The organism is Nonomuraea sp. NPDC050404, from assembly GCF_040655495.1.
Lineage (GTDB): Bacteria > Actinomycetota > Actinomycetes > Streptosporangiales > Streptosporangiaceae > Nonomuraea.
The window spans coordinates 135,555-151,664 of sequence record NZ_JBFAKB010000001.1 but is presented as its reverse complement, the minus strand read 5'-3'; the positions used below and the strand labels follow the sequence as shown (position 1 = coordinate 151,664).

Below are 16,110 nucleotides of genomic sequence, written 5' to 3'. Positions count from 1 at the left end.
GGCCGGGCAGTTCGCGAGAAACCTGCCGGGCAGGTCGCAAGAAACCATTCGGCCCTGGAGTGAACCGATGGACCTGGTGATCCACAAGTACGGCGGAACATCACTGGGTGATCCGAACAAGATCGCTCGCGCGGCGGAGCGCATCGCCGCCGCGGACGGGTCCGTGGTCGCCGTGGTCTCCGCGATGGGCAGGACCACGGACACCATGCTCGACCTGGCGCGCGACCTCACCGACACGCCACACGAGCGGGAGCTGGACCTCCTGCTCAGCACCGGTGAACAGGCATCCGCCGCCGCACTCGCCCTGGCACTGCACGAACGGGGCGTGCCCGCCCGCTCGTTCAGCGCCCGCGACGGCGGCATCCTCACCGACGGAGTGCACGGGTGCGCCCGAATCGTCAACGTTGATCCGGTACGCATCCGTGAATGCCTCCAGACCGGCCTCGTCCCCGTGGTGACCGGTTTCCAGGGCATCGCCGCCGGCAGCGGCGAGCTCACCACCCTGGACCGGGGCGGCTCCGACACCACCGCCGTCGCCCTGGCGGCGGCGCTCCGGGCCCAGTCCTGCGAGATCTTCACCGATGTCGAGGGCGTGTTCACGGCCGATCCGCGGCACGTCGCCGACGCCCGCAAACTGGACCACCTCTCCTACGAGGACATGGCCGAGCTGGCCGCCTGCGGCGCCACGGTGCTCGCCCAGTCCAGCGTGGAGTACGCCGGCACCCATTGCGTTCCCCTCCACGTCCGGTCCAGCATGGCCGAGACCGCCGGCACCTGGGTGACCCGCCTCTGCCCGGCCGTCCCCCTCGACGGCGAGCGGTTCACCGCCGTCGGCGTGGCCCACCGGACCGGTCAGCTCCGCTGCCGGCTCGACGGAGTCGACCCTGCCGCCCTGACCGCGATCGCCGCCGCGCTGGCCGATCCGATGACGCCCGTGGACCTGCTCGGCGACACCGCCGGTTCGCTGCGGCTCATCGTGAACGCCACCGACCGGGACCGGATCGACGAGGTGCTGGCCGGCCTGCACGCCGCCAAGGCCCTCACCGGCCGCCACTGGTCCGGGCCCATGGCGAGAGTGTCGCTGGTGGGCCACGGTTTCTGCACCCACCATCCCCAGGTGCGGCTTCTGCTGGACACGCTCAAGATCCACGGCGTCACCGTACGGGACATGACCGTCCATGCCCGGCGCATCTCCCTCACGTGTGCCGAGCACGACGTCCTGCATGCCGTAACACACCTTCACCGCATGTTTCTCGGCTCCGGCGCGCTCACGGACGCCCACACGCACCAAGATCACCGCCACGCGCCCGCACCGAGATCCCAGCGCCCAGGCCGGCCCCCCGCCCTGCAGTACGGCGGGTACGCCGGCAGAAGCGAAAGGAATGCGCCATGAAGCAAGCATCGCCACCCGCGGCGGAAAGGGCCGAGAGTAAATTCCGATCCCGGCAGTTCTGGCAACTCGCCGTCATCTGCGGCACACAGTTCCTGGTCGCTCTCGACTATTCGATCATCAATGTCGCCGCCCCGAGCATTCGCGCGTCCATGGACTTCTCCTCGGGGGGCGGCGTCGCCTGGGTTCTTTCCGCCTACCCCCTCGCCTTCTGCGGTTTCCTGCTCCTAGGGGGCAGGATCGCCGATCTGTACGGAAGGAAGCGCGTCTTCCTCTGGAGCCTGGCCGGTTTCCTGCTCGCCTCGCTCCTCGCGGGCCTGGCCTGGTCGCCGGAAACGCTCATCGCGGGCCGCGCCCTGCAGGGGGTCGCCGCCGCATTCATCGCTCCTGCGGGTCTGGGGCTGCTCCAGGCGGCCATTCCCGAAGGACCGCCACGCGAACGTGCTCTCGGCATTTACGGGTCGGCGCTGTCGGCGGGATTCGTGGCCGGCATGGTCCTCGGGGGAGTGCTCACCGAATATGCCGGCTGGCGCTCCGTCTTCCTGATCAACGTGCCCCTTGTCCTGGCTTTCTGGCTGCTCGCGAGGGCCTGTCTCGATGAGAGCCGGGACCGGCACGCCTCCCGCCACCTCGACCTCGCCGGCGTCGCCCTGGCGACTCTGGGCATGGTCGCGCTGGTGTTCGCGCTCACCGAAGGAGAGGAGTACGGCTGGACGTCGGCTCCGATTCTGCTCTCCGCCGTGATCGCGGTGCCTGCCGCCGCCCTTTTCTGCTGGGTGGAGTCCCGCAAGGAGAACGCCCTGGTGCCGATCTCCATTTTCCGCAGAGCCGCCATCGGCGCGGCCAACCTGGTCAACGTGCTGCTGATCTGCTCCTACGGTGGAATGTTGTTCATTCTCACCCTCTACCTGCAGACCCATCTCGGTCTGGGCGCGCTGCCGACCGGCTTGATGTTCTCGGTCTCCGGCGCGATCGCGATCGTCACCGGAATTTACGCGGGCCGGCTTGTCGAGCGCTTCGGGCTTTACCGGGTTCTCCTTTCCGGGATCGTCATCGAGACGGCCGGCATTCTCATCATGGTGGGCCTGCCGGAGGACTACGGGCTCGCTCTCGTCCTGATCGGCACCTCCGTGAACGCCTTCGGCCACATCATCGCCCTGATCACGACGAGTATCGCCGGCACGAACGGCGCCGAGGAGGGGCGGCAGGCCACGGCCGGCGCGCTGATCAACGTCTCCCAGCAGCTCGGGCTGGCGGTGGGCGTGGGCGTGGTGACCTCGGTGGCCGCCCACTTCGCCGCGGCTTCCGGTGGCGCCGCCGCCACCCTGGAGGGCTGGCGCTGGGCTCTTTGGTGCTCGGTCGTGTTCGCGGTCGGGGCGATCATCGCGACGCTCCTGCTCAGGAAACGGTTCATGGGAGAAGTCACGTAGACCTAAGTTGCTGGCCAAATAAAGAGAAACCATTTAGATTGGGTAGAATGGTTACTCTTGCCGGCAAGGCTCAGACGCTTTGGCTGGACGCTCATTTCATCGGCGGCCATCCGGTCCTGGACCTCGCGAATACCGTCTTCGATCGCACGCGGCCGGCGGAGGACGGCGAACTGCTGAGAACACCCGCCGACATTGTGACGTGGTGCGCGTCCGCGGGCCTGTTCGAGGAGGTCCCGCCCTTGGCGGAGGCGTCCGTGAGCGGTCTCGTCCCAGAGGTTCGGGCCGTCCGTGAACAGGCGTGGGCCGTGTTCAGCGCGATCGCCCATGGTCAGCCGGCGCCGGCCGCGCCTTTCGGCGCTCTTCTGCGACGGGCCGGAAACGGAGTGCGGGCCGACCAGGTTCAGCGGATCAATGCCGCGCTCGACCGCCTTACGGTGGACTGGTCGGCGCCGGGGGCCATTCCCGCGGCTCTGTCCCTGCTGGTGGTCCAGGCGGTGTTCACGCTTCCGCCCGACCGGATCAGAGCCTGCGGGAGATGCGGCTGGTTGTTCCTGGACTCCTCGCGCGGCGGACGTCGCCGCTGGTGCACCATGAGCATTTGCGGGAACCGCGAGAAAGCGCGCCGGCATCGTCAGGCCGGACGCAACGCTGAACGGCCCTGACGACGCCGGCGTCTATTTGCCGAGCTTCCGCCGCATGATCGGCCCTGACGACGCCGGCATCTATTTGCCGAGCTTCCGCCGCATGATCGGCCCTGACGACGCCGGCGTCTATTTGCCGAGCTTCCGCCGCATGATCGGCCCTGACGACGCCGGCGTCTATTTGCCGAGCTTCCGCCGCATGATCGGCCGATCCTTACGGGGGCGGGCCACCTCGGAGAATCCGGCGTCGAGGAAGGCGCTGGCTATTCCCGTCATGGCCGTGTCCGCGCCCGCGCGTTTCCCGGCGGCGGGCTCGACCGGGTAGCCCTCGGCGGTCGTGTAACCCGCGGACGCCGCATAGTCGCAGACGGCCTCGAGAAGGGCCGGCAGCAGCCCGGAGCCACGATGCTTCTTGTGGACGAAGACGCACGCGATCGCGCAGACCGGCTCGTCGTCGATGCTCGCGAGGAGCGGCGAGCGCTCCAACCTCGGGAACGAGGAACGTGGCCCGGCCGAGCACCATGCCACCGGCGTATCGTCCTGGTAGACGACGACGCCGGGCGCCGGTTCGCGCTGGGCGAGGCGGTTCATGGCCTTCTTGTTCCCCTCACCCTTTCCCTCCATCCACTCCGCGATGGACAGGCGCCAGTGCATGCACCAGCAGCCGCGGGCACCTCCGTTGTTTCCGAGAACCGCCTCGAAGTCGCTCCAGGTCTTCTTGGACAGCTCTTTGACCGTCAGGGACCCGGACGCTTTCTGCTTGCCGCGAGCGTTCATCGCCGCACCGCCAATCTGGTTGGAAGGCTTGGGCGTTCTCCTCTTCCCCGGATGGCATGACTACTCACCCGGAAAATAACCGTTATGGTGTTTTTATAGGTTACTTGGGGGCAGCACGGCAGCCAAGGTGCTGTGGCCGAGCCACATTTCTTGGCGAGCGACGACGACGACGGAGGGCCGTGACGTGGCCGAAGAAGACGTCCTGGACATACTCGAAGCCGAGGCGATCCACATACTGCGCGAGGTCGCCGGCGCGTTTCGCCGGCCGGTGTTGCTCTACTCGATCGGCAAGGACTCCTCGGTGCTGCTGCATCTGGCGATCAAGGCGTTCGCGCCCGGCCGGATGCCGTTCCCCGTGGTGCACATCGACACCGGCTGGAAGTTCCGCGAGATGATCGCCTTCAGGGACGATACGGCCCGGCGGCTGGGGCTCGACCTGCGGGTGCACACCAACCCGGAGCGGGCGACGCCGTTCACCCACGGCGCGCACGAGTACACGCGGATCATGAAGACCGTCACTCTGCGCCAGGCGCTCGATGACGGCGGATTCGACGCGGCGATCGGCGGCGCGCGGCGCGACGAGGAACGGTCGCGCGCCAAGGAGAGGATCTTCTCCCTCCGTGAGCCCGGCCATCGCTGGGAGCCGCGCTCGCAGCGTCCGGAGTTCTGGTGGTGGGCGAACACCGAACTGGCCGACGGCCAGTCGATGCGGGCGTTCCCGCTGTCGAACTGGACGGAGCTGGACGTCTGGCGCTACATCAGGCGGGAGGACATCCCGGTCGTGCCGCTGTACTTTTCCGCGCCACGCCCGGTCGTCGAGCGCGACGGCTCGTTGATCATGGTGGACGACGACCGTCTACCGCTGTCGCCCGGCGAGCGGCCGCGGCCGCGCCGCGTGCGGTTCCGCACCCTCGGCTGCTACCCGCTGACCTCGGCCATCGAGTCGAAGGCCGAGAACGTCGACGAGGTCATCGACGAGATGCGGCTCGACCGCAGGTCCGAACGCGCCGGCCGGCTCATCGACGGTGAGGGCGGCACATCCATTGAGAGCAAGAAGTCGGAGGGGTACTTCTGATGATCTCGATGCTTCGAGTGATCGCGTGCGGCTCGGTCGACGACGGCAAGTCCACCCTGATCGGCCGGCTGCTCGCCGGCACCGGCGGCGCCACGGAGGATCAGCTCGACTATGCGCGGCGGACCAGGCGAGGCGGTTCCACGATCGCGGCCGGGGCGGTGGACTACTCGCTGCTGACCGACGGACTGGAGGCAGAGCACGAGCAGGGCATCACCATCGACGTCGCCCACCGCTTCCTGGACCTGCCGTCCGGGCGCCGGGTCGTCATCGCCGACGCCCCCGGGCACGAGCAGTACACCCGCAACATGGCGGTCGCGGCGTCCACCGCGGACGTCGCCGTGCTCCTCGTGGACGCCGGCAAAGGGGTCCGCGAGCAGACCCACCGGCACTTGACGATCTGCGCGCTGATGGGCGTGCGGGCCGTCATCGCGGTGGTCAACAAGCTCGACGCGGTGGACTACGACCAGGCGGTGTTCGACAAGCTCGCGGGCGAGGTGCTGGCGGCGGCGACCGGCCTCGACATGGCGGCGGACGTGATCCCGGCCAGCGCGCTCAGCGGTGACAACGTCGTCGAGCCATCGCCGAATCTGCCCTGGTACGACGGGCCGACCCTGCTCGGCGCGCTCACGGCCTGGGAACCGTCCGGCCGGGCCCGGACACCGGCCGAATACCGGCTGCCCGTCCAGTACGTGATCCGGGCGGACGACTTCCGCGGTTTCGCGGGTACGGTGGCAGGCGCCCCGGTCCGGCCGGGCGATCCCGTCGCGGTGGCCGGCAGCGGCGTCGAGTCGACGATCGACCGGCTGCTCGGCCCCGGCGGCGGCCCGCTCGACGAGGCATGCCCCGGGACCCCGGTGACGGTGACGCTGGCCGACGACGTAGACGTGCGGCGCGGAGACCTGCTGACCAGGCCGGGCGCTCTCGCTCCCGCGAAGGCGTACTCCGCCATGCTGGTCTGGACGTCCGAGGAGCCGCTGCGACACGGCCGCTCATACCTGCTGCTGGCCGGGCCGCAGACCGTGCCCGCCATGGTCACTTCCGTGCGCGGCCGGCTGGACGTGGTCTCCGGCAAGCAGCTCGCCGCGCGTACCCTCGGCCTCAACGACATCGGCACGGTCGAACTGGCCACCGACACCCCGGTCTGCCTGGACGGCTACCGGGAGTGCCGGGACACGGGCAGCTTCCTGCTCGTGGACCGGGTCAGCAAGGAGACCGTGGCGGCCGGCATGGTCCGGCACGCGCTGCGGCGCGGGCGCAACGTCGTCCCGCACGCGTACACCGTCGATCGCGACGCGCGGCAACGGCTGAAGGGGCAGCAGGCCAAGGTGTTGTGGCTGACCGGCCTGCCGGGCGCCGGCAAGTCGACGATCGCCAACGCGGTGGAGCGGCGGCTGCACGCCATGGGGCTGCACACGTACGTGCTCGATGGCGACAACGTGCGAAGCGGGCTGAACAAGGACCTTGGGTTCACCCCCGGCGATCGCGCGGAGAACGTGCGCCGGGTCGCCGAGCTGGCCCGCATCCTGCTGGACGCCGGGCTGATCGTGATCGTCGCGCTGGTCTCGCCGTTCCGGACGGACCGTGCGGTGGCCAGGAGCCTGTTCCGGGCGGGCGACTTCGCCGAGGTCTGGGTGAACACCCCGGCCGAGGTGTGCGCGCGCCGGGATCCGAAGGGCCTCTACACCCAGGCGAAGGCCGGCACACTGCCGAACATGACCGGGCACGGCCAGGCGTACGAGCCGCCGGAGCACCCCGACCGGGTGGTCGACGGCTCCGCTTCGCTCGATGAGGTGACGGACGAGGTGTGCGCCCTGTTCGGGTGGATCACGGATGATCCGCGCTGAACAGGGCCACCATCATGCTCAGGGGCACGCTCTGCGCGGGTTAGGTTCACCCCGCTCCACGCCGCTTTGATGACGTTGAACCCGACGCAGCCGGCTTACAGCGGATCGTCCTCACGGTCGTCGACACCCGTACCGGGAACCGGCGCGATTGGCGGCCGCCGCGGAGATCTCGGAGGGGCTCCGCTTGACCATACATCGCGCGGCGAAGTATGGTTCTCTCCATGCCAATCCATCAAGGGATTTCCTGTGCTTCACCGCCGGAATGAGGCACCGCACATTCCTGTGACAACGTAGGGCAGATCTCCTCGGGCGCTCGCCTGATGACAGACAGCATGCCTTTCTCTGAATTCCTCTGCCAAGGCAACAGCATGCCCAAAACCAACCATTAGCAGCGCTCAACGACCCGAGCGCGGCAAGGAGCTCTAAACCCATGTTCGATTGTGAACAGGCAGCGCTGCGAGCGCGCGTCATCGTGGAGTCCGGGATATGAGGCGCGCCGCGATCTTCCTCGCCCTGGCCCTGGCCGCCGGGTGCGCCGAGACGAAGGCCGAGACCGCGCCGAATGCCGCGCCCCAAGGAGTGGAGCAGCGCAAAGAGGCGGAGCTGGCCACCTGCATGAAGGGCAAGGGTTTCACGTACATCGCGTTCGTCGCGAAGGGCAAGGCGCTGACCCCGGAGCGCAAGGCCGCCAACGCCGGCGACTACGCGGCGATGAAGACGGTCCGGGCCAAGTACGGCTTCGGGCATTTCGCCGTGTACATCTACCCCAACGAGTTCGAAACGCCGATGATCAAGCCGGACAATCCGGAGGTCAACCCGAACTGGCGGATCCAGAGCTCGCTGTCCGAACAGCAGCGCAAAGCGTACGCAAGTGCCCACAACTCCTGCTACGTGGCCGCGATCAAAATGGTCACGGGCAAAGTCGTCAAGTCGGCGGTCGACCACTACGAGCAGTTGGAAAAGGCCAAGACCCAGGCCAAGAGCCGCGCGCTCGACGGCGATTCCGTCCTGGTGGAGAAGGCCGTGAGCATGGCCGACTGCCTGAGGGGCAAGGGTTACCGGGCGCCGAAGACCAATCCGACCGCCATGGCCACGCGAGGCAACGACGAAGTCCGCGCCATTGTGGAGAACCTGGCCAGGACCGACGACGTGGATGACAGCAAGCTTGGCGAGGGCCAGTTCTACGAGCCCATGCTCACGGCCGCACAAGCCAGGCCGTACCTCACCAAGGAAATCAAAGTCGCGCTCGACGACCTTGAGTGCGGCAAGGACTTCTACGCGGCGTACATGCCGAAAGCGGAGGAGATCTCAGCGAAGGTGAACCAGGAGTACGGGGGGCCGGCATGAGCTTGACGATACTTCGTCGAGCGAAGTACGTTTGCCGTTATGTCTAAGCGATCGCCCGGTCTGAGCGAGCAGACCTACTTCGTCCTCGCCGCGCTCTTGGACGGTCCGCTGCACGGACACGCGATCATCAAGAAGGTGGTCGACCTCTCGGAGGGCAGAATCACGCTCCCCGTCGGCACCCTTTACGGCGCCCTCGACCGGCTGGCCGCCAACGGCATCATCACCATCGAGCGTGAAGAGATCTTCAACGGCCGCAAGCGGCGCTACTTCAGAATCACTGACGAGGGCGACGGCATGGTCAGGGCCGAGGCCAGGCGTATGCAGCAGGCGGCCTCCGTGATCCTGAGGCCCCGCAGTCTGGGAGCCAGCTTCGCATGACCACGCTCGAGCGACGTTATCGCTGGTTGATGCGCGCCTACCCCAACGATTACCGAGCCGACTACCTGGAGGAACTCGTCGGCATCCTGCTGGACAGTGCCAAGCCGGGGCAGGCACTGCCTCCGGCGCGCGAGGCGTTCGCTCTCATCACGGGCGGGATCCGTACCCGCATCATCGCGGCGGCGCGGGGAGCCGCCTGGACGGACGGATTGCACAAGGGCATCGTGGTGCTGGCCGTCCTCAACCTCGCGGTGCTCATCCCCTACGCCGGTCGTATCCCGTTGTGGCTGGCGTTGTCGGCTGCCGCATTGCTGCTCATCCTGCGCGGCCATGTCTGGCCGGCACTCCCCGTCGCGGGGGTCGTCGCGGTCAAGTTGACGGCGATCACCATGGGGCGCCCGTGGCTGGACGCCACGTTGCTGCCGATCTTCCCCGACGGGTGGTGGGCAGGGCCCGCGCTGTACGGTAGCGGCGGTCCGATCGCTCCGTTGGCCTCCAACGTGCTGATCGTCGGCGGCCTGCTGATCCTGGCGGCCAGTCGCCGCAGGCCCCGTACCCACTCGTGGTGGTGGCTGGCCACGGTACCGCTGGTCGCCGGTTCCGTCCCCGCGTCACTCGACATCGACGCGGGCTCACCGACGGCTGTGGCCAGGATCTGCCTGGAGGTGACGCTTCTGGTCGGCGCCGCCGTCGCCGGGCACCTCACGGCCGACCCCCGCTGGGCGATCGCCGCGAGCCTCTATGCGGTGCCCGCCCTCGTCGCCCTTTGCGAAGGCATCGAGGACGTCACCAGGCAGGACGTCGCGCACGCGACCCTGCTGGTGGTTCTGGTGCTGGCGGCGGCCGTCGTGCCGTTCCGCGCCAGGCACCGCATCCTTCTCTAACGTGCCCGCAGGGCTACGAGCTCTGTTCGGCATGCCCGAATACAAGGAGTTCCGACGTGAAGTCCCCCCGCACGGTGCTGATCGGCACTGTTGCCGGCGTGATCGTGATCGCCGGTATCGGCTGGGGAGTCAGCACCAGGCTGCGCTCGCCCGCCGACGAGGCGGCCCTCCGTGAGCCGCCGAAGCCCTCGCTGGTCACTGTGCCGGTCGAGCGCATCAAGCTGACCAGCACGATCGTGGTCAACGGCACCCTCGAGTACGGCTCGCCGCAACCGATCACGCTGGCCGGGGTCGTCGGCGGCGCGGACACCGGCCAGCGTGTCACCCGCGCCCCGCGACCGGGCAAGGTAAGCGAGGGCGGGGCCCTCATGGAGGTGAACGGCAGGCCCGTGTTCGTTATGTCGGGCAAGGTGCCGATGCATCGCACCATCAGCCCGGGCGCCAAGGGAGACGACGTCAAGCAGCTTCAGCGCTCGCTGCGTCGGCTCGGGTTCGGTACGCGGATCACGGGGGTGTTCGACGTGCCGACCATCGCAGCGGTCACCAAGTTCTACGCGAAGAAGGGCTACGAGGCCCAGCAGCCCACACTCGAGGCACGGCAGCAGCTCGACACGCTGCGCAAGGCCATCCAGGTAGCGGAGGAGACGCTGGCCACCGAGAAGAGGACACTCGACCAGGGCAGCGACGTCCAGCCGCTGAAGCTGAAACTCGCCAACGCCAGGGCGGATCTGAAGGCGGCCCGGCTCGCCCTCGAAAAGGCCGAGTCACAGCGGTATTCCACCGAAGACGTCGCCAAGATCGAGGCCGCGGACGCCGCCGTCAGGGCGGCCAGGGAGAAACTGCTGCAGGCTGAGCAGGACCTGGCCGGGGCCAGGGCGGCGAATGACAAATCCGAGCCGAGCACGCCTCCCGGCACACCGGCCGCCGTCACCCCTGCTCCCGTGCCCACATCTGCTCCCGTGCCCACATCTGCTTCCGTGCCCACATCTGCTTCCGTGCCCACATCGCCGAAGCCCACCGACACGACCCTGCTGGAGCTGAAGGTGTCCAACGCGCAGGCCGACCTGGAGGCGGCGAACAGCGCCTACGAGCGGATCGAGGAGGAGGCGCTCCAGACGCGCGAGAAGAAGCTGACCGAGCTCGGCAAGGCCGTGCGGGACGCGAAGGAAGCTGTCGCGCTCGCCGAGCAGGGGTTGCGGCAGGCCCGCCGGCTCTCGCCCGTCAAGCTCAAGGTCGCCAACGCCAAGAAGGACGTGAGCGCGGCCAAGGCGCTGATGGCCGAGTTCAAGAGGACCTACGGGACCACGATTCCGCCGGGCGAGCTGGTGTTCTTGCCGAAGCTGCCCGCGCTCGTGCGCAAGGTCGGGGTCAAGGCCGGTGAGACCGTGGACAAGGCGATCGCCACCGTGACGAATTCGTCCTTCGTGGTGACGGGTTCGGTGGAGGTCGCCGAGGCCGACCTGCTCAAGGAAGGGCTGGAGGCGGTCATCGAGACCGAAGCGGGCAAGACCCATCGCGCGCGGCTGATCGCCTTCGGCGAGAAGGCGAAGGTGGCCACCGGCGAGAAGAAACAGGACGACACAACGCCCGGGATGAGTTCGGAACCGGTGCTGATCAGCCCGCTGTCGGAGAAGGGCCTGCGGAAGCTGTCGGGCGCGTCGGTCACCGCGAAGGTGACGGTCGGTGCGACGGACAGCGCGGTGCTCGTCGTCCCGGTGGCTGCGGTGATCACCTCGGCCGACGGCAAGGCGCGGGTACGCGTCGAGGACGCGCCGGGCAAGACCAAGGACGTCGAGGTACACACGGGTCTGACCGCCGACGGCAAGGTAGAGGTCACCGGCCGGCTCAAGGAGGGCGACAGGGTGGTGGTCAACAGTGCCTGAGCCCGTCATCGTCCTGGACGCGGTCAGCAAGGAGTTCCCTGCCGACCCGCCGGTCCGCGCGTTGTCCGAGATCTCGCTCGCGGTCCGCCCCAGCGACTACGTGGCGATCATGGGCCCTTCGGGGTCGGGCAAGTCCACGCTGCTCAACGTGCTCGGGCTGCTCGACAGGCCCAGCTCGGGCAGCTACCTGTTGGATGGCATCGAGACCACCGCGCTGCGCGACGGGGAGCGGACCAGGTTGCGCGGCAGCCGTATCGGCTTCGTCTTCCAGTCCTTCCACCTCCTGTCCCACCGCAGCGTGGCGGAGAACGTGATGCTCGCCGAGGTGTACCGGAAGGGCACCACCAAGCGCGGGCGCAAGCACCGGAGGGCCAGAGCGCTGGCGGCGCTCGACCGTGTCGGTCTGTCGCACCGGGTGGACTTCCTGCCCGACCGGCTGTCGGGCGGGGAGCGGCAGCGTGCGGCGATCGCCAGGGCGCTCATGGGCAGCCCTTCGCTGCTGCTGTGTGACGAGCCCACGGGCAACCTCGACAGCCAGAACACCGACGCGATCCTCTCCCTCTTCGACGACCTGCGCGACCAGGGGTTGACCATCGTGGTGATCACTCACGAGGCCGAGGTCAGCGGCCGGGCCGAACGCAGGGTGCGGATCACCGACGGCATCCTGACGGAGGAGTAGTGGACCTTCGTGACCTGGTGAACGAGGCCGTGGCCGGCATGCTGGCCCGCCCGGTCAGGACGGCGCTCACCACCCTGGGAACCGTACTCGGCATCACCACACTGGTCGTCACACTCGGGATCGCCGCCACGGCGGGCAACCAGATCGTCGGCAGGTTCGACGAGCTGACCGCCACCACGATCACGGTGGAGGTCCCCGAGGATCGCACGGCCATCGTCCCATGGGATGCCATCGACCAGGTGGTCAGGCTGCGAGGAGTGACCTCGGCGGCCGCCGTCGCCGAAAGCAAGCAGAGCGCCAACCTGAGCGTGCGTTCCAACAAGATCGTAGACCCTGCGAGAGTGACCGACCGGACCCTCACGGTGGTCGCCTCCAGCCCCAGCCTGCCCCAGGCGGTCAAGGGAAGCATGATCGAGGGCCGCTTCTTCGATGCCGGACACCTCGCGCGCAAGGACAAGGTAGTCGTCGTCGGTGAGCACGCGGCCGAGATACTCGGCATCACGCGGCTGGAGCGTGCCCCGGCCATTTTCCTCGGCAAGCATGCCTACACCGTCATCGGCATCCTCGGCGCGATGAAGAGGGAGCGCGACCTCAGCAATGCGGTCATGGTCCCGCCGACGATCGGCAGGCAGTTCGGGATCAAGGACGTCACCAGGGTGCTCATCAACACCAGCCTGGGCGCCGCCGACCTCATCGCGGGCCAGGCACCGCTCGCGCTCAGTCCCGGCAACGAGAGCCTGCTTCAGGTCATCGCGCCCCCGTCGCCCACGAGGGCGCGCGACGGTGTGCAGAGCGACGTCAACTCGCTGTTCCTGATCCTCGGCCTGGTCTCGTTGGTCGTCGGCGCGGTCGGCATCGCCAACGTCACGCTGGTCACGGTCATGGAGCGGGTCGCCGAGATCGGTCTGCGCCGCTCACTGGGCGCCGCGCGCAGGCACATCGCCGCCCAGTTCCTGCTGGAGTCGACGCTGACAGGGCTGACCGGCGGGGTGATCGGCGCCAGCCTCGGCGTGGTCGCGATCGTCGGTGTGTCGGTGGCCAAGCAGTGGACACCTGTGCTCGACCTGCCGTTGGCCATGACGGCGCCGCTGGCCGGAGCGGTCGTCGGCCTTCTGGCCGGACTCTATCCCGCACTTCGCGCCGCCCATATGGAACCGGTCGACGCGCTCCGCTGAAGACGGAGTGAGCAGCGTTATGGTGATCGCCCCAGCCCGTCCAAGCCACCGTCAGCAATCGTCACGGCTCTGATCGGCCGGGGGTGGTTCACCGCGCGATCAGGCTCGTGACGAGCGAGGCCACGGCCAGCACGAAGTACACGGCCCACGGGCCGAGCCGCAGGGGGCGCGCCCGCACCTCAGGGACGAACGCGACCACGAAATAGGCGACGAGGCAGGCGGCGGCCACGGTCCCGAGCACCGGCACGGCCAGCCCCACCAGCAGCCCGACGGCACCCGCCCCGAGCACGAACCCGAGTGGGACCTGCCAGGAGACCGGAACACCTTGCCTTTCGGCCTGAGCCCGCCCGTAGGGGTGCCGGGCGAGATTGGCGACGGCGGCCATGCCGACGACCGTAGCCGTCAGCAGCGTAATGGCGACATACATGCCACAAGGACGATCCAGCACGCCCCGTCGTGACATCCCGGGCATGCCAGTCCTCGCGGTCCGCAGTCAGGTCTGGACGAGCCAGGTGCGGCCGTCGATGATCTTGCGGTTCCCGGCGACGACGGCGCCGAACCAGAACCGCTCGACGTCCAGGGTGAGATGCCGTACGAGGCCGAGGCAGCTCCAGCCGGAGGGGAGGACCGGGCGTCGAAGGTCCTCCTCGCTCAGGCCCGCGAGGATCTCACGGACGTGCCGTCGCTGGTTGTCGTGGAAGGCGAGCAAGGTCTTGGTTTCCGGGTTCATGTCTCGTACGGCGCCTGTCGGGAGGAGTTGTCGGCTCGGGAGCTCGCGTCGGTTTGTGTCGTCTCGTCGGCGCGGGCGAGTAGGGCGCGGCGTTCGGGGTCGGTGTGCGCGACGGCGGCGGCCTGGCGGTACAAGGTCGCGGCGCGGTGGTGGTCGCCGAGCTTGGCGGTCAGGTCGGCGTCAGCGGCGAGGGCCAGCGGGTGGCCGTCCAGTTCGCCGCCCTCACGGGCTGCGGCCAGCACGGCGAGGCCGTCCCGCGGGCCGTACGCGTAGCCGTGCGCCACGGCGCGGTTGAGCTCGACGACGGGGGTGGAGTGGATGCGGGCCAGTTCGTCGTAGCATCGAGCGATCTGCGCCCAGTCCGTACCGGGAACAGATGGCGCGGTGGCGTGACAGGCGGCGATGCGGGCCTGTAGCTCGTACGGTCCGGCGAGCCCGCTCCGGACGCCGAGTTCGGCCAGGATGCCGAGGCCCTCGGTGATCGCAGGACGGTCCCAGTCAGAGCGGTCCTGCCGGTCGAGGGGGAGCAGGTTGCCGTCGAGGTCGCGGCGGGCGTCGCGCCGGGAGTGCTGCAGGAGGAAGAGCGCCAGCAGCGCCGACACCTCATCCTGCCCCGGCATGAGCTGCCGCAGCAGCCGCGCCAGCCGGATGGCCTCCTCGGCGAACGCGGGTTCGCCGCCGGCGTTGTAGCCCTGCGTGAACAGCAGGTACAGCACGGCCAGAACGCCGGGCAGCCGCTCGGCCAGCGCCGGGCCGCGCGGCACCCGGTACGGGATCCGCGCGGCGGCGATCTTGCTCTTGGCCCTGGTCAACCGGCGGGTCATCGTCGCCTCGGTGACCAGGAAGGCGCGGGCGATGTCCGCGGTCGGCACCGCGCAGATCGTCCGCAGCGTCAGCGCCACCCGCGCCTCCAGCGCCAGCGCGGGGTGACAGCACGTGAAGACGAGTCGCAGCCGATCATCCACGACCTCCTCCTCACTGACAATCTCGGGGCCGTCGTCGACGGCCACGGCGAGTGCGGCCAGTTCCGCCAGCTTGCGGCGCTCCACCGATGCGCGGCGCAGCGTGTCGACCGCGCGGTTGCGTGCCGCCGTCATCAGCCAACCGCCCGGATTGCCCGGGATGCCGTCTTTCGGCCATCGCTGTACGGCACTTACCAGCGCCTCCTGAGCGCAGTCCTCGGCCAGCGTCCAGTCGCCGGTGATGCGGATGAGCGCGGCGACGATGCGCGGGTACGAGTCGGCGGCCACGCTTTCCACGGTCACGGTGTCGAGGTTCACAGGTCCAGGAACGGGCGCAGTTCCAGCCGCCCCTGCCTGGCCATCGGGTGGGTGCGGGCGACCTGGATCGCCTCGTCCAGATCGGCGCATTCGAGCAGGTCGAAGCCCACGATCACCTCCTTGGTCTCGGTGAACGGGCCGTCGGTGAGTATCAGCTCCCCGTTGCGTACGCGACGGTGGTCGCCGCGGACTCCGGCGCCAGTGCCGACCCCTGCAGGCGCCGACCGCGGGCGTCGTTCTCGGCCACCCAGCCCTCGATGTCCGGCAGGTCTTCGGTGTCGGTGTCGGGCTGGGTGTCGTCGCAGACGAACATCATGTACTTCATCGCGTGCTCCTTGAACGGATTGCGGTTCACCATAGTGACGAACGGGTGCCGCGTTTCCGGACACGTCCGCTCGAAAAATCGTTCCTCGTCCCGGGTGGTGGCGCGGTCCGAGGCATCGTCGGCCCGTTCCGGCAGGCGCCGTGGGCGACAGCCGTCATGCACAGAACGAGGCGACCGGCGCCCCGGCATGCGAGCCGGTCAACCGGCTTCGGGGACGACCCGGGCATGTCCAACCGTCGTCTGTCCGGTTGCCACCGAACAACGTCGGCCAG

The 16,110-nt window shown here is 68.7% G+C and carries 17 protein-coding genes; 11 read left to right on the top strand and 6 right to left on the bottom strand.

The annotated features are described in order from the left end of the window. Positions 1 to 67: 67 nt before the first annotated feature. Genes AB0I81_RS00735 through AB0I81_RS00725 form a run of 3 tightly spaced genes read left to right on the top strand, consistent with a single transcriptional unit; the run spans position 68 to position 3,482 of the window. Entirely contained in the window at positions 68 to 1,393 is a 1,326-nt protein-coding gene (locus AB0I81_RS00735) for an aspartate kinase (protein WP_360647591.1), read from the top strand. Then, positions 1,390 to 2,820 carry an MFS transporter gene (locus AB0I81_RS00730; RefSeq protein WP_360647588.1) on the top strand — a complete coding sequence of 477 codons (1,431 nt, stop codon included), beginning with the start codon at positions 1,390 to 1,392 and terminating at the stop codon, positions 2,818 to 2,820. Before AB0I81_RS00735 ends, AB0I81_RS00730 begins: the two co-directional genes overlap by 4 nt. Positions 2,821 to 2,867: 47 nt before the next feature. Beyond that, positions 2,868 to 3,482, top strand: a complete 615-nt coding sequence (locus AB0I81_RS00725) for an ABATE domain-containing protein (RefSeq protein ID WP_360647585.1) — start codon at positions 2,868 to 2,870, stop codon at positions 3,480 to 3,482. A gap of 156 nt (positions 3,483 to 3,638) precedes the next feature. On the opposite strand, the gene AB0I81_RS00720 is transcribed toward AB0I81_RS00725, so the two are convergent. Beyond that, positions 3,639 to 4,238 carry a GNAT family N-acetyltransferase gene (locus AB0I81_RS00720; RefSeq protein WP_360647582.1) on the bottom strand — a complete coding sequence of 200 codons (600 nt, stop codon included), beginning with the start codon at positions 4,236 to 4,238 and terminating at the stop codon, positions 3,639 to 3,641. Between the two features lie 145 nt (positions 4,239 to 4,383). On the opposite strand from AB0I81_RS00720, the gene cysD reads away from it, so the two are divergent. The 8 genes from cysD (at position 4,384) to AB0I81_RS00680 (ending at position 13,503) form a co-directional block, all read left to right on the top strand. Further along, a complete protein-coding gene (gene cysD / locus AB0I81_RS00715; RefSeq protein WP_360650141.1) occupies positions 4,384 to 5,313 on the top strand; it encodes a sulfate adenylyltransferase subunit CysD in 930 nt (309 codons plus the stop codon). 8 nt (positions 5,314 to 5,321) lie between these two features. Then, positions 5,322 to 7,157 carry an adenylyl-sulfate kinase gene (cysC, locus tag AB0I81_RS00710; protein ID WP_360647579.1) on the top strand — a complete coding sequence of 612 codons (1,836 nt, stop codon included), beginning with the start codon at positions 5,322 to 5,324 and terminating at the stop codon, positions 7,155 to 7,157. A gap of 486 nt (positions 7,158 to 7,643) precedes the next feature. Further along, positions 7,644 to 8,504 (top strand): hypothetical protein, encoded by an 861-nt coding sequence (locus AB0I81_RS00705; protein ID WP_360647576.1) that lies wholly within the window; start codon positions 7,644 to 7,646, stop codon positions 8,502 to 8,504. 39 nt (positions 8,505 to 8,543) lie between these two features. Next, positions 8,544 to 8,882 carry a PadR family transcriptional regulator gene (locus tag AB0I81_RS00700; protein ID WP_360647573.1) on the top strand — a complete coding sequence of 113 codons (339 nt, stop codon included), beginning with the start codon at positions 8,544 to 8,546 and terminating at the stop codon, positions 8,880 to 8,882. After that, positions 8,879 to 9,766: a hypothetical protein gene (locus tag AB0I81_RS00695; RefSeq protein WP_360647570.1), complete on the top strand. Its 888-nt coding sequence runs from the start codon at positions 8,879 to 8,881 to the stop codon at positions 9,764 to 9,766. The genes AB0I81_RS00700 and AB0I81_RS00695 overlap by 4 nt, the downstream gene beginning before the upstream one ends. 56 nt (positions 9,767 to 9,822) lie before the next feature. After that, positions 9,823 to 11,649 (top strand): peptidoglycan-binding protein, encoded by a 1,827-nt coding sequence (locus AB0I81_RS00690; protein WP_360647567.1) that lies wholly within the window; start codon positions 9,823 to 9,825, stop codon positions 11,647 to 11,649. Continuing rightward, positions 11,642 to 12,328 (top strand): ABC transporter ATP-binding protein, encoded by a 687-nt coding sequence (locus AB0I81_RS00685; protein WP_360647564.1) that lies wholly within the window; start codon positions 11,642 to 11,644, stop codon positions 12,326 to 12,328. The genes AB0I81_RS00690 and AB0I81_RS00685 overlap by 8 nt, the downstream gene beginning before the upstream one ends. Continuing rightward, entirely contained in the window at positions 12,328 to 13,503 is a 1,176-nt protein-coding gene (locus AB0I81_RS00680; RefSeq protein WP_360647561.1) for an ABC transporter permease, read from the top strand. The genes AB0I81_RS00685 and AB0I81_RS00680 overlap by 1 nt, the downstream gene beginning before the upstream one ends. An 88-nt stretch (positions 13,504 to 13,591) precedes the next feature. On the opposite strand, the gene AB0I81_RS00675 is transcribed toward AB0I81_RS00680, so the two are convergent. The 5 genes from AB0I81_RS00675 to AB0I81_RS00655 form a co-directional block, all read right to left on the bottom strand. Beyond that, the gene (locus AB0I81_RS00675; RefSeq protein ID WP_360647558.1) at positions 13,592 to 13,930 is read right to left on the bottom strand and encodes a DoxX family protein; all 339 of its coding nucleotides are present in this window, start codon (positions 13,928 to 13,930) and stop codon (positions 13,592 to 13,594) included. Positions 13,931 to 13,996: 66 nt separating this feature from the next. Continuing rightward, positions 13,997 to 14,233 (bottom strand): DUF664 domain-containing protein, encoded by a 237-nt coding sequence (locus AB0I81_RS00670; RefSeq protein WP_360647555.1) that lies wholly within the window; start codon positions 14,231 to 14,233, stop codon positions 13,997 to 13,999. Continuing rightward, the gene (locus AB0I81_RS00665; RefSeq protein WP_360647552.1) at positions 14,230 to 15,498 is read right to left on the bottom strand and encodes a sigma-70 family RNA polymerase sigma factor; all 1,269 of its coding nucleotides are present in this window, start codon (positions 15,496 to 15,498) and stop codon (positions 14,230 to 14,232) included. The genes AB0I81_RS00670 and AB0I81_RS00665 overlap by 4 nt, the downstream gene beginning before the upstream one ends. A gap of 11 nt (positions 15,499 to 15,509) precedes the next feature. Continuing rightward, positions 15,510 to 15,665: a YciI family protein gene (locus tag AB0I81_RS00660; protein ID WP_360650139.1), complete on the bottom strand. Its 156-nt coding sequence runs from the start codon at positions 15,663 to 15,665 to the stop codon at positions 15,510 to 15,512. Then, positions 15,665 to 15,838 carry a hypothetical protein gene (locus AB0I81_RS00655; RefSeq protein ID WP_360650232.1) on the bottom strand — a complete coding sequence of 58 codons (174 nt, stop codon included), beginning with the start codon at positions 15,836 to 15,838 and terminating at the stop codon, positions 15,665 to 15,667. The genes AB0I81_RS00660 and AB0I81_RS00655 overlap by 1 nt, the downstream gene beginning before the upstream one ends. Positions 15,839 to 16,110: the final 272 nt, after the last annotated feature.

Excerpts from the sequence above, each read along its gene's own strand:
- AB0I81_RS00705 (WP_360647576.1), top strand. The coding sequence starts at position 7,644 with ATGAGGCGCGCCGCGATCTTCCTCGCCCTGGCCCTGGCCGCCGGGTGC.
- AB0I81_RS00720 (WP_360647582.1), bottom strand. The coding sequence starts at position 4,238 with ATGAACGCTCGCGGCAAGCAGAAAGCGTCCGGGTCCCTGACGGTCAAA.
- AB0I81_RS00725 (WP_360647585.1), top strand. The coding sequence starts at position 2,868 with ATGGTTACTCTTGCCGGCAAGGCTCAGACGCTTTGGCTGGACGCTCAT.
- AB0I81_RS00700 (WP_360647573.1), top strand. The coding sequence starts at position 8,544 with ATGTCTAAGCGATCGCCCGGTCTGAGCGAGCAGACCTACTTCGTCCTC.
- AB0I81_RS00730 (WP_360647588.1), top strand. The coding sequence starts at position 1,390 with ATGAAGCAAGCATCGCCACCCGCGGCGGAAAGGGCCGAGAGTAAATTC.
- AB0I81_RS00695 (WP_360647570.1), top strand. The coding sequence starts at position 8,879 with ATGACCACGCTCGAGCGACGTTATCGCTGGTTGATGCGCGCCTACCCC.
- AB0I81_RS00670 (WP_360647555.1), bottom strand. The coding sequence starts at position 14,233 with ATGAACCCGGAAACCAAGACCTTGCTCGCCTTCCACGACAACCAGCGA.
- AB0I81_RS00735 (WP_360647591.1), top strand. The coding sequence starts at position 68 with ATGGACCTGGTGATCCACAAGTACGGCGGAACATCACTGGGTGATCCG.
- AB0I81_RS00655 (WP_360650232.1), bottom strand. The coding sequence starts at position 15,838 with ATGAAGTACATGATGTTCGTCTGCGACGACACCCAGCCCGACACCGAC.
- AB0I81_RS00675 (WP_360647558.1), bottom strand. The coding sequence starts at position 13,930 with ATGTATGTCGCCATTACGCTGCTGACGGCTACGGTCGTCGGCATGGCC.
- cysC (WP_360647579.1), top strand. The coding sequence starts at position 5,322 with ATGCTTCGAGTGATCGCGTGCGGCTCGGTCGACGACGGCAAGTCCACC.